Below are 11,992 nucleotides of genomic sequence, written 5' to 3' on the forward strand. Positions count from 1 at the left end.
CTGCGTCGGCACCACCAGCCTGCGCCTGCTGGAAAGCGCCACGACGGAGGACGGCGAGATCCGTCCCTTCCACGGCGACACGGCCATCTTCATCACCCCCGGCTACCGCTTCCGCGCCGCCGATGTGCTGATGACCAATTTCCACCTGCCGAAGTCGACCCTGTTCATGCTGGTCTCGGCCTTCGCCGGGCTGGACACGATGAAGGCCGCCTACGCCCATGCTGTGCAGGACGGCTACCGCTTCTATTCCTATGGCGACGGCAGCCTGCTGTTCCGTCAGCGCGCACAATCCGCCAAAAATTCTTCAGGCTTGTCAGGTGCTTGAAAAATCTTCAGCGCGAATCTCTGGCGCCCTCCCTGACGCGGCTACAATAGTTCCACACGCGCCTCTGCGCCCCTGCTCCCGAGCGAAAGTGTCCGACTTGTCCGAAATGTCCCACGAATTTTCGACGTCATCGGACATTTCGACCCGCTGATGCCCTTCCCCTTCGACATCTCCGCCACAGAAGGCCGCGCGCGCACCGGCGTCCTCAGGACGCCGCGCGGCGACATCCGCACGCCCGCCTTCATGCCCGTCGGCACCGCCGCCACGGTCAAGGCGATGACCGTCGATCAGGTCGCCCAGACCGGGGCCGACATCATCCTGGGCAACACCTACCACCTGATGCTGCGCCCGGGCCCGGAGCGGATGGAGCGGCTGGGCGGCCTGCACAAATTCATGGGCTGGACCAAACCGATTCTGACGGACAGCGGCGGCTTCCAGGTCATGTCCCTGGCCGGCATCTCCAAGGTGAAGGAGGACGCCGTCACCTTCGCCAGCCATATCGACGGCTCGAAGCACGTCCTGACGCCCGAACGCTCCATCGAGATCCAGGCCGACCGTATCGGCGCCGACATCTCCATGCAGCTGGACCAGTGCGTCGCCTGGCCCGCCGAGGAACCCGCCGCCCGCGCCGCCATGGAGCTGTCGGTTCGCTGGGGCGCGCGATCGAAGGCCGCCTTCGGCACGCGCGAAACCCAGGCCCTGTTCGGCATCCAGCAGGGTTCGACCTTCCGGAACCTGCGCCGCGAGTCCTCGGACCGGCTGCAGGAGATCGGCTTCGACGGCTACGCCATCGGCGGCCTGGCGGTCGGCGAGGGCCATCAGGCCATGTGCGACGTACTGGACTACGCCCCCGACATGCTGCCCGCCGACCGCCCCCGCTATCTGATGGGCGTCGGCAAGCCCGTCGATCTGGTCGAGGCGGTGTGGCGGGGCGTCGACATGTTCGACTGCGTCCTGCCCACCCGCGCCGGCCGCCACGGCCAGGCCTGGACGTGGGAAGGGCCGATCAACCTCAAGAACGCCCGCTTCGCCGAGGATCAGGACCCGCTGGACGCGACGATCGCCTGCCCGGCTTCATCCCAATATTCAAAAGCTTATCTGCATCACCTCATCCGCGCCGACGAGATTCTCGGCAAGGTGCTGCTCAGCTGGCACAACATCGCCTTCTTCCAGACCCTGACGGCGGCGATGCGGGCGGCGATCGCCGAGGGCCGGTTCGAGGCCTTCCGCCGCGACTTCCACGCCCGGCACACCTCCAACGGCTAGCGCTGGCCTCCGCCCCTCGGGCGGAACCAAGCCGGCGCGGCGGGCGGGGCGCAGTTGCGCTGCATCCCCGTCCCCTTCAGGAAGGCGCGCCGCAGCCGCCCCGCCTCGATCGCGGACTGGACGTGACGGCTGTGCTGCTCGGCCCCTGACAGCTGCCGGACCCAGCTCCGGCCCGGGATGAAGTCGGTCGCGGCGTCCCGGATGGCGTCCAGCGCGGCGTTCGCCGCCGCATCGGCGGCGCGCTCGCTCAGGAACGAGCCGTCGGGCGCCGGCGGCTCGTCGCTGTCGGGGCCCAGCGCTTCGTTCAGGCGGGCGATCTCCGCCCCGATGGTCGCGCAGTGGTTCAGGTTGCGCAGATCGTACGGATTGGCCTCGGCCTGCAGAAGGACGGTCGGAATATATTCCCGGCGCAGGTTCAGATCGTCCAGCGGCGCCGTCGCCGCGGCCCCCACGCCCGCACCGAACTGCCGCGCTCCGCTCATCGCCGAATCACCGGCGTTGCATCCGGCCAGGGCGGCGGCGATCAGGAAAGGAAACAGGGACTTGCGCATGGCTCTTTCAACCATGCCCGGCGAGACCGGGAAAGCGCTTCCCGGCGCGGCAAAACCGGTTAGGGTCCCGCTGCATGTTTCAGTTCATAAAAACCTGGTTCGCACAGCGGCAGTGCCGCCACGACTTCAAATACAGCCGCTCCAGGCCCGGCACCCTGGTCTGCAGGACCTGCCGCGCCCGCAGGCCGAAGCCGCGCTGACGCCATGGGGCTGAAAGAGGGGGTGGTACGTCCTCTCGGGCTCGAACCGAGGACCCTCTGATTAAAAGTCAGATGCTCTAACCAACTGAGCTAAGGACGCACACCTGTCGGATCGCGCTTGCGACCCGGCGACGCGCCTTCTGTTGCAATCCGGCTCCCGGGTCAAGCGTTGGGTCGACGGATTGCGGACGTCGGGCTAGGCATCAGGCATGAAACCCTTGTCCGGTCTGCGTATCCTCGAGTTCGACGGGCTCGGCCCGGTGACCTTCGCCGGCATGGTCCTCGCTGACCTGGGAGCCGATGTGCTGCGCCTGACCCGCGGCGCCGGCGCCGGCGCGCCGGTCTTCGCCGAGGTGGGCGGCGAGGTGCTTCACCGCGGCCGGTCGTCCGTCGCCGTCAATCTGAAGGACGCCGGCGACCGGGACGCCATCCTCGAACTGGTCGGCGTCGCGGACGGGCTGATCGAGGGCTTTCGCCCCGGCGTCATGGAACGGCTGCGCCTGGGTCCCGACGTCTGCGCCGCCCGCAACCCGCGCCTCGTCTACGGGCGCGTCACCGGCTGGGGCCAGACAGGACCCAAGGCGGCCGAGGTCGGCCACGACATCAACTACATCGCCCTCAGCGGCGCGCTGCACCCCATGGGAGAGCCCGACCGTCCGCCCCGCCCGCCCCTGAACCTGATCGGCGACTACGGCGGCGGGGCCATGATGCTGGTCACCGGCGTCCTGGCCGGCCTGATCGAGGCCCGACGGACAGGCGCCGGCCGGGTCGTCGACGCCGCCATGACGGACGGCTCGGCCCTGCTGATGAGCCTGTTCCACGCCCTGTCGGGGCGCGGGCTGTGGCGTGGGGAACGCGGCGCCAATCTTCTGGACGGCGGCGCGCCCTTCTACCGCTGCTTCACCTGCCGCGACGGCCGTTTCGTCGCCGTGGGGGCGCTGGAGCCGCAGTTCTACAGCGCCCTGCTCGCCGGCCTGGGCGTGAACGAGGACGAGGCCCCGCAGTACGACATGGCCAACTGGCCCGGCCTTCACGCCCGTCTTGAAGCGATCTTCGCCAGCCGCGACCGCGACGACTGGGCCGCCGTGTTCGAGGGTACGGACGCCTGCGTCACCCCCGTGCTGACGCTCGCGGAAGCCCCGCACCACCCCCACAACGCCGCCCGGAACACCTTCGCCGCCGGGCGCGCGCTCCAGCCCGCCCCGGCTCCCAGGTTCTCCGGAGCAAACGGGTCTCCGGAGCCGCAGGGGGCGTCGCTTTCGGTCGCCGAAGCGCTGGCGTCGTGGCGATAGGGGATTGGCCCGATAGACCCGCCCGCCGGGAAACCGCAAAATCTTGCCTCACCATCCTCCGGCGTGGTGACCATCGGCGCGTTCAAGGCTATGGAACGGGCGAACCGGTCGCGCGTTGGAAGGCCGATCCGGGGGAGACGCCATCCATGAAACGACTGATTGCCTGTCTGGTCCTGACCAGCGCCCTTACCGCCGCCGCCTGTGACGACCCGCAGGAGTCGAACGAGCCCGAGACCGCCGACATCGCCGCTGAAGCGCCGGTCGCTCCGGCCGCCGAAGATGTCGCCGCCCCGGCCGCCGCTCCGAGCGCGGTCGACACGCCTCCCGCGGATTCCACGACCCTGCCGCCCGAAAAGCGGTCGTCCGAAGAGTCGGTCAAACCCGAGAGCGAAACCCTCTTCTACTGATCTGTCCGTGATTGGCGGCGGCTCCCCGCCCTGACGAAAGTTCCGGTTTGACGCCACGGCTCACCCTGTTTCTCGTCAGTACGGCGGGTCTCGCTTTCCTCGCGTCCGCCGCCCATGCAGACCCGCGCGCCCAGATTCGCGGCGAGATGGACGCCGAGCTCCGCGAACAGCTCCTCAGGGCCGTGGGCGAGGTGGATGCGCCGCCCTCCAACCGGTTCGAGGCGCGTCGCCGCGCACGCGGCGCCATGCAGGCCGCCGAAGCCCTGCTGCGGTCCGAGGGCTACTACCAGCCCGTGCTCGAGGACATCGTCGAGGGCGAGGAGAGCCCCGTCGCCATCGTCCAGGTCACGCCCGGACGCCGGTTCATCCTCACCGATCCGCGCGTGCAGTGGACCGCTCCGGCGCCCGACCCGGCCTCGGAGGCCGCGGCCCTCGCGGAGGTGGCGGTCAAGGCGGAGCAGCCCGGACGGGCCGGCGATGTCATCGCGGCCGAGGGACGCGCCGTCGCCGTGCTGACCCGGCGCGGCTATGCCGACGCGGCGGCCGAGCCTCGTCGCGTGGTCGTCGACCACGCGGCCTTCACCGTCCAGCCCAACTACCGCCTCTCGTCCGGCGCCCTCGTCCGTCTGGATGGCGTGCGGCTCGAAACGCGCGGCCCCACCAACACCTCCTGGGTGGCCGGTCTGGCCCCCTGGTCCGAGGGGGACGTCTATGACCCCGAGGACGTGGCGGAACTGGAACGTCGCCTGCTGGAAACCGGCGTCTACGACGGCGTCGGCGTCGCCCTGGCCCCGGCCAATCAGACGCTCGCCAACGGCCATCGCCCGATCGTGGTCACCCTGACCGACCGGCCGCGCCGGATCCTCGAGGCCGGCGCCACCTTCTCGACCGCCGAAGGCTCGGGCGTCGACCTGCTCTGGACCTGGCACAACCGGTTCGGACGCGCTGACACCCTCGTCTGGCAGGCGCGCGCGGCCAATATCGACAGCCGTATCGGGGCCAGCCTGAGCCTGCCGCACTGGCGACGTCCGGGCGAGACCCTGAAGCTCTCGGCCGCCGTCCTCAATGAGGACACCGACGCCTACCGGCGGACAGCCGTCGCCCTCGCCGCCGATCTGCAGCAGCGGATCGGCAAGACCTCCTACATCAGCTACGGCGTCGGTTTCGACGCCGGCAAATACGACGAAAGCCGCTTCGACCCGGTCACCCAGCTGCCCATCGCCCTCGAGCGGGATCTGATGATCCTGACCGGGCGCGCCAGCGCCTATCTGGACCGGTCCAATGATCCGCTGAATCCCACGACCGGCTGGCGCCTGTCCATCTGGGCCCAGCCGACCGCCGTGGGCGGGGACGATTCGCTCGTCTTCCTGCGCGCCGAGAGCCAGATCTCGGCCTATCTGCCGCTTCAGGACAATGCCAAGACCGTCCTGGCGGGCCGCGCACGGCTCGGCTCCATCGTGGGCGGCGACGAACTGGCCATCCCGTCCGACCGCCTCTTCTATTCCGGCGGCGGCGGCTCGGTCCGGGGCTACGAGTACCAGGGCGTCGGCCCCCGCCTGCCGGACAACACCCCGCGCGGCGGACTGAGCCTCGTCGAGGCCGCGATCGAGATCCGCCGCGACGTCTGGCGCAGCTTCCAGGCCGTGGCCTTCATCGACGCGGGCGCGGTCGGCTTCCAGGAGACCCCGAACTTCAACAACCTGCGCTACGGCGCCGGGGTCGGCGTCCGGTACATGCTGCCCTTCGGACCGATCCGGGCCGACATCGCGGTTCCGCTGGACAAGCGGGAAGGCGATGCCGACTTCCAGCTCTACGTCAGCATCGGACAGGCGTTTTGACCGCCGCCCCGCCGCCCGTGGAGACGCCTGATACGCCCGTGGAAAAGGCGCGGAAGAAGCGCACCCGCCTGCAGGCCATCGCCTTCTTCGGCGGTATGGGCGCGGCCATCCTGGCCGCCATCCTGATCGTCGTATTCGTCGGCGGGCGTATGTACCTGCTCTCCGGCCCGGGCCGCGAACTGGTCACCAGCTTCGTCGCCGGCAAGAAGATCGGCCGCTACGGGCGGATCAATGTCGAGGGCGTGCGCGGCGATCTGTTCGACGACTTCACCATCGACCGCGTCACCGTCACCGACGCGAAGGGAGTCTGGCTGGAGGCGCGAAAGGTCCGCGTCGACTGGGACTGGTGGCCGCTGATGGCGCGGGAGTTCCACGCGACCAATGTCGAGGCCCAGGTCATCCGCCTGATCCGCCGCCCCGAGGTCGAGCCCTCGACCACGCCGCCGGGACCGCAGCCCCTGTCGGTCGACATCGACAAATTCTCCGCCGACGTCGAACTGCTGGAGGGCTTCAGCAAGGAATACGGCCGCTGGCGCCTGACGGGCGAGGCCGACGCGCCGCGCAAGGGACCGAAGAAGGCCATCCTCAACGCCGCCAGCAACAGCCGGCCCGGCGACTATCTGCGGGTCAACGCCACGCTTGGAGCGACGATCACCGACCTGCGGCTGAACCTTCGCGCCAATGAGGCCCAGGGCGGCCCCATCGCCGGCGCCCTGGGTTACTCCCCTGACCAGCCCTTCTTCGCCACGGCGGTGGTCAACGGCTCGGTCGTCGACGCCATGGTCCGCACGGGCGACTTCGTCCCGCTGGTCGTCAAGGGCCGCTACGGCGACAACCGCACCCGCATCGCCGGCTTCGCGGACTTCTCGGGATCAGACCTGCTGGCCCCGTTCGCCGAGCGCGTGGGCCGCACGGTTCGCTTCGGTTTCGCCACCTCCGCCGACAGCGACAGGGACGGCATGCACGGCGTGGGCTGGCGCCTGATCGCCGACAACCTGAACGCCAGCGCCAGCGGCGACGTCCGCCTCAGCGACCGAAGCAGTCCGGACGGCATAGCCGTGGACGTGTCGACGCCCTCGCTGACCCGGCTGGTCGGCCAACCCGCCGCCGGTCCGGCCGCCTACAAGGGGGTGTTCAAGGGCGATCCCGCGTCCTGGACCCTCACGGGATCGGCGGACCTGCTCGGCGTCGAGGTCTCGAGCTACCGCGCCCAGCGCATCCGCGGCCCCCTGAACGCCCGCATGCGTCTCGGACGGCTGGACCTGGACGGCGATATCCGCGCCGCCGGCGGCTCCAGCGCCGGCATCGTGGGCGGTCTTCTGGGCAACCAGCCCCGCGTCACATTCGAGGCGGCCCGGCTGGCCGACGGCGCCATCCTGCTGGAGCGGATCCAGGTGAGCGGCCAGGCCCTGAACCTGTCCGGGTCGGGCGGTCGCAGCCTGCTCGGCGGTCTCGGGTTCCGCGGCCAGGCCCAGGTCACCGACGTCTCGCGCCTTCGCAAGGGCGCGCGCGGCGCGTTCGGCGGCCCGATCACGGCCTCGATGGCGCGGGCGGGCCAGCCCTGGCGCCTCACGTTCGACGCGCGCGGCCGCGGGCTGGCCACGGGCATGGCCGAGCTGGATCGACTGCTCGGCCCCACGCCCCGTCTGCAGGCGACGGGCGCCCTCGCCGGCGGACGGATCGAGATCGAACGGGCGACGCTCACCGGCGCCCAGGGAACCGCCGGCGCACGCGGCCTCATAGAGGGCGACGGCCGGCTGCGCCTGGCCCTGAACTGGAACGCGCAAGGCCCCTTCGGCGTCGGTCCGGTCGCCATCGACGGGGCCATGACCGGCGAGGGCGCCCTGACGGGCACGCTGGCCCAGCCTCGCGCCGACCTGACGGCGAAGTTCGGCAAGCTCAGCGCCGGTGCGCTGGTCCTGACCGATGCGGACCTGATCCTGAGCTTCCGGCGCGGCGCGGACGCTTCGGACGGCCGGATCGCCCTCAACGCCGGCTCGAACTACGGTCCCGCCCGGGCCAGCGGAAACTTCTTCCTCGGAGGCGACCGCATCCGCCTGACGGATGTCGACCTGAACGCCGGCGGCGTCACGGCCCAGGGCGCCATCGCCCTGTCCAACAGCTTCCCTTCCAGCGCGGATCTGACCTTCACCGCGCGCCCCGGCGCCTTCCTGGCGTCGGGGACGGCCGACGGACGCGTCCGGCTGACCGACGGCGACGGAGCCGAAACCGCGATCCTCGATGTGACGGGCCGCAATGTCCGCCTGACCGGATCGACCTGGACGATCCGGACGCTCGATCTCAACGGCCGGGGGACTCTGTCCCGCCTCCCCTTCACCCTCAGGACCGACATCGGCGGCGCCACGCCCGTCTCCTTCGACGGAACCGGCGTCTACTCCCGCAGTGAAAACGCCCAGTCGGTCGTGCTGGAGGGCTCGGGCCGGGTGCGCGAGATCGCGTTCACGACCCGCAATCCCGCCGTTATCGCCCTGTCCGGCGACGGGCGTGTGGCGCGCGTCGATCTCGGCATCGGCGGCGGCGTCCTGCTGGGCGAACTGCGGCAGGATTCCCGCGCCTCGATTATCGAGGCGAACCTGACCAGCGTGGATCTGGGCACGATCGTGCGCGACATGCGCGGATCGGTGACAGGGCGGCTGTCGCTGCGCGGCGCCGGCGACGACCTCTCCGGCTCGGCCAATCTGACCGCTCAGGATATCCGCAGCGTCGACGCGCCGCGCGGTCTGGCCGTCGACGGAACCTTCAACGCCACGCTGGTCAACGAAAGTCTGCGGATTCAAGCCCAGGCCAGTGACGGCGACGCCGTCCGCGCCACGGCCGACCTGACCCTGCCCGTCGAGGCGTCGGCCGCGCCCCTGCGGCTGGCCATCGTGCGCACCCGCGAGATGTCAGGCGACATCGCCATCCAGGGGCAGATCCAGCCCATCTGGGACCTGCTGGCCGGCGGCGAGCGCTCCCTGACGGGACAGGTCAACGCCCGCGCCAGCGTGGCGGGATCGCTGGCCGAGCCGCGCATCAACGGACGGCTCGATCTGCAGCAGGGCTCCTTCCGTGACAGCGCCACCGGCGTGCGGCTCGAAAATGTCACGCTCGCCAGCCGGTTCGACGACACCACGGGCCTGATCGAGGCCTTCAGCGCAGTGGACGGCGCCGGCGGATCGGTCACCGGCAACGGACGCATCGGCCTGCGTCAGGGCTCCGGCTCCAGCTTCCAGCTGTTGTTCAACCGGTTCCGGATCATTGACAACGATATCGCCGAAGCGAAGGCGTCCGGCCCGCTCACCGTGACCCGGGGCGAGGACGGCAACATCACCCTGACCGGCGAGATGGACATCGACGAGGCCCGCATCGAGGCCAATCCGCCGGGATCGACCGGCATCGTCCGGATGGACGTCGTGGAGATCAACAAGCCCGGCGGCGACGTCCCGGAAGAAGAGCAGAACCGTCAGCGCGGTCTACAGTTCGGCCTCAATATCGGTCTTCGCTCCCCGGGGGGCGACGTGCGCGTCGTCGGCCGCGGCCTCAATGTGGAAATGAACGTCAACGCCCGCGTCACCGGCACCATCAGCCGTCCGATCCTGAGCGGCACGGCGCGCGTCGTGCGGGGCGACTACGACTTCGCCGGCAAACGATTCGTCTTCGACCAGCGCGGCTCCGTCAGCCTGTCGACCAATCCCGAACTGATCCGGCTCGACCTCAGCGCGACACGCGACGACCCGACCCTGACCGCCACCATCCGCGTGACCGGCACGGCGGCCCGTCCGGAAATCGAACTGACGTCCACCCCCTCCCTGCCCCAGGACGAAATCCTGTCCCAGGTGCTGTTCGGGCGATCGGCCTCACAGCTCTCGGGGTTCGAGGCGGCGCAGCTGGCGGCCGGCGTCGCGGCCCTGGCGGGCGGAGGCGGTTTCGATGTGATCGGCAATCTGCGCGAACTGGCCGGCCTCGACCGGCTGTCGTTCGGCGGCGAGGCGTCCGGCCTCACGGTCGCGGGCGGACGCTACATCAGCGACGACGTCTATCTGGAGATCATCGGCGGCGGCGAAAGCGGCGCGGCGGTCAATGTCGAATGGCAGGTGCGTCGCAACCTGACTGTCAGTTCGAAGATCAGCGGAACCGGGGACGCCAGCCTGTCGATTCGCTGGCGCCGCCAGTCGCGGCAGCCGGGCGCCGGTCGCGAGGACCGACGCCCGAACCGTTAGCCCTAGTAGGTCTGGGCCGCCGCCATGCGCAGCTTGTCCAGCTTGCTGGCGCCGCGGATGCCGGTGATGTGCAGCAGCAGCTCGACCGCCATGACGATGAAGCTTCCCCACAGTTGCCACGCGGGCGTCTGGGCGGCTTCCGGCAGGCCCGCCTGACCGGCCATCGCCATGCTCAGCACGCCCGAAACCAGACCGAAGGCGACCAGGATCGCGAAGATGATCGGGATGACGATGTTGGGCTTGCTCCACTGGACGAAGCCGAGGATCGCCTGGATGACCACCAGTCCGACCGACATCCACAGCGCCGTCTGCGCCATCATGCCGGCCATGCCCGCGGTTTCGGGGCTCTGGGCCGAGGCCTGGGCTACGGCTGCTTCCATGACGGCCTGGCCGGCAGTCATCAGATAGATGATCCCGACGACGCCCCACAGGACGCCCAGGAAAATGGCGACGGCGCTGGCCCGGGCCGCCGCGATCGCCTCGCTTTCGGTCGTGATCGGGGCAGTCGGGTTAAGCGCTCTCTTCAAATCAATCATAGGTCCCTCCCTTTGTGATGATTCAGCCTAGCGCGCGCATCACCCGCTGCAAACGGTCAACCGCTCGCCTTCACCTTTGCCGTCGGCCCGGCTAGGGTTCGCCGGCATGCAAATTCAGCCCTCCGACCAGCTCGTGCTCGACCATGTCGCGGCGCGCGAAGACATCATCATCGGCCGTGCGATCGAATGGGCGGATATCAATTCAGGCAGCCGGAACACCGCCGGCCTCGCCGTGATGCTTGACCTGCTTGAAGCCGAGGCCATGCACCTTCCCGGGGTGGTCGAACGGATCGCGACCGGCCCCTCGACCTCGGTCGGCGACGACGGCGTCGTCACAACCGAAATCCATGCCGACGCCCTCAGAATCACCACCCGGCCCCTGGCCCCCGTCCAGATCGTTCTGACCGGCCACTACGACACCGTCTTTCCCGTCGACAGCCCCTTCCAGGCCGTCACGACCCGCACCGACGGCGCGCTGAACGGCCCCGGGATCGCCGACATGAAGGGCGGAATCAGCGTCATGCTCGCCGCGCTGGAAGCCTTTGAAACCCATCCCGACCGCGAACAGGTCGGGTGGACCGTGTTGCTGTCCCCGGACGAGGAGATCGGCTCCCCGGCCTCCGCGCCGCTGCTGGCGGAACTCGGCGCGCGCGGCCACATCGGCATGACCTATGAACCCGCGCTGGCCGACGGAACCCTCGCCGGCGCGCGCAAGGGCAGCGGCAACTATCATCTGATCGTCAGCGGCAAGGCCGCCCATGCCGGTCGGGCCTTCAACGAGGGCGCCAACGCGGTCGCCGGGGCGGCCATCCTCGCCGCCCGCCTGCACGCCCTGAACGGCCAGCGCGAGGGCGTCACCGTCAATGTCGCCAAAATCAGCGGCGGCGGTCCCCTGAACGTCGTCGCGGACAACGCCGTGGTCCGCTTCAATGTCCGGGTCCCCGATCAGGCGGCCGCGGACTGGGTGGAGGCCGCGGTCCATGACATCGCCGCCGACCTTCCCTTCCCCGGCCTGGTCCTGCACCTCCTCGGCGGCATGACCCGCGCGCCCAAGCCCATGGACGCGTCCCAGACGGCCCTGTTCGAGGCGGTGCGCGACACGGGCGCCCTGCTGGGCCAGACCATCGCCTGGAAGCCCTCGGGCGGCGTCTGCGAGGGCAACAACCTGCACGCCGCCGGCCTGCCCAATATCGACACCCTCGGCGTCCTCGGCGGCGACATCCATTCGGACCAGGAGTTCGCCTGGCCCGCCAGTTTCGTCGAACGCGCGCAGCTCAGCGCCCTGATCCTGTGCAAGATCGCCTCGGGCGAGATCGATGCGCTGAAACTGAAGTCCCTGCGTCTGGAGACGATGTAA

9 protein-coding genes and 1 tRNA gene are annotated in these 11,992 nt (G+C 69.8%); 7 read left to right on the plus strand and 3 right to left on the minus strand.

What is annotated here, in order from left to right:
* Both V6M42_RS14965 and tgt read left to right on the plus strand, forming a co-directional pair.
* On the plus strand, window positions 1-325 hold a 325-nt coding region (locus tag V6M42_RS14965), incomplete at its 5' end, for an S-adenosylmethionine:tRNA ribosyltransferase-isomerase (RefSeq protein ID WP_332679222.1).
* 147 nt (window positions 326-472) lie between these two features.
* Window positions 473-1,591, plus strand: a complete 1,119-nt coding sequence (gene tgt, locus V6M42_RS14970) for a tRNA guanosine(34) transglycosylase Tgt (protein WP_332679247.1) — start codon at window positions 473-475, stop codon at window positions 1,589-1,591.
* On the opposite strand, the gene V6M42_RS14975 is transcribed toward tgt, so the two are convergent.
* A complete protein-coding gene (locus tag V6M42_RS14975) occupies window positions 1,588-2,142 on the minus strand; it encodes a membrane lipoprotein lipid attachment site-containing protein (protein WP_332679223.1) in 555 nt (184 codons plus the stop codon). The two genes, tgt and V6M42_RS14975, sit on opposite strands and share 4 nt — an antisense overlap.
* Window positions 2,143-2,365: 223 nt before the next feature.
* Window positions 2,366-2,442: transfer RNA gene (locus tag V6M42_RS14980), tRNA-Lys, on the minus strand.
* A gap of 109 nt (window positions 2,443-2,551) precedes the next feature.
* Between V6M42_RS14980 and V6M42_RS14985 the strand changes: the two genes are divergently transcribed.
* The 4 genes from V6M42_RS14985 (at window position 2,552) to V6M42_RS15000 (ending at window position 10,099) form a co-directional block, all read left to right on the plus strand.
* Window positions 2,552-3,634: a CaiB/BaiF CoA transferase family protein gene (locus V6M42_RS14985; RefSeq protein WP_332679224.1), complete on the plus strand. Its 1,083-nt coding sequence runs from the start codon at window positions 2,552-2,554 to the stop codon at window positions 3,632-3,634.
* Between the two features lie 146 nt (window positions 3,635-3,780).
* On the plus strand, window positions 3,781-4,041 hold the full coding sequence (locus V6M42_RS14990) for a hypothetical protein (RefSeq protein WP_332659520.1): 261 nt from the start codon (window positions 3,781-3,783) through the stop codon (window positions 4,039-4,041).
* Between the two features lie 47 nt (window positions 4,042-4,088).
* Window positions 4,089-5,879, plus strand: a complete 1,791-nt coding sequence (locus tag V6M42_RS14995; protein ID WP_332679225.1) for an autotransporter assembly complex protein TamA — start codon at window positions 4,089-4,091, stop codon at window positions 5,877-5,879.
* Window positions 5,876-10,099 (plus strand): translocation/assembly module TamB domain-containing protein, encoded by a 4,224-nt coding sequence (locus V6M42_RS15000; protein WP_332679226.1) that lies wholly within the window; start codon window positions 5,876-5,878, stop codon window positions 10,097-10,099. Before V6M42_RS14995 ends, V6M42_RS15000 begins: the two co-directional genes overlap by 4 nt.
* Window positions 10,100-10,101: 2 nt before the next feature.
* Here V6M42_RS15000 and V6M42_RS15005 read toward each other — a convergent pair whose 3' ends face one another.
* Window positions 10,102-10,626 carry a hypothetical protein gene (locus V6M42_RS15005; protein WP_332679227.1) on the minus strand — a complete coding sequence of 175 codons (525 nt, stop codon included), beginning with the start codon at window positions 10,624-10,626 and terminating at the stop codon, window positions 10,102-10,104.
* A 115-nt stretch (window positions 10,627-10,741) separates the two neighbouring features.
* Between V6M42_RS15005 and V6M42_RS15010 the strand changes: the two genes are divergently transcribed.
* Window positions 10,742-11,992, plus strand: a complete 1,251-nt coding sequence (locus V6M42_RS15010; protein ID WP_332679228.1) for a hydrolase — start codon at window positions 10,742-10,744, stop codon at window positions 11,990-11,992.

Source organism: Brevundimonas sp. (assembly GCF_036677305.1).
Lineage (GTDB): Bacteria > Pseudomonadota > Alphaproteobacteria > Caulobacterales > Caulobacteraceae > Brevundimonas.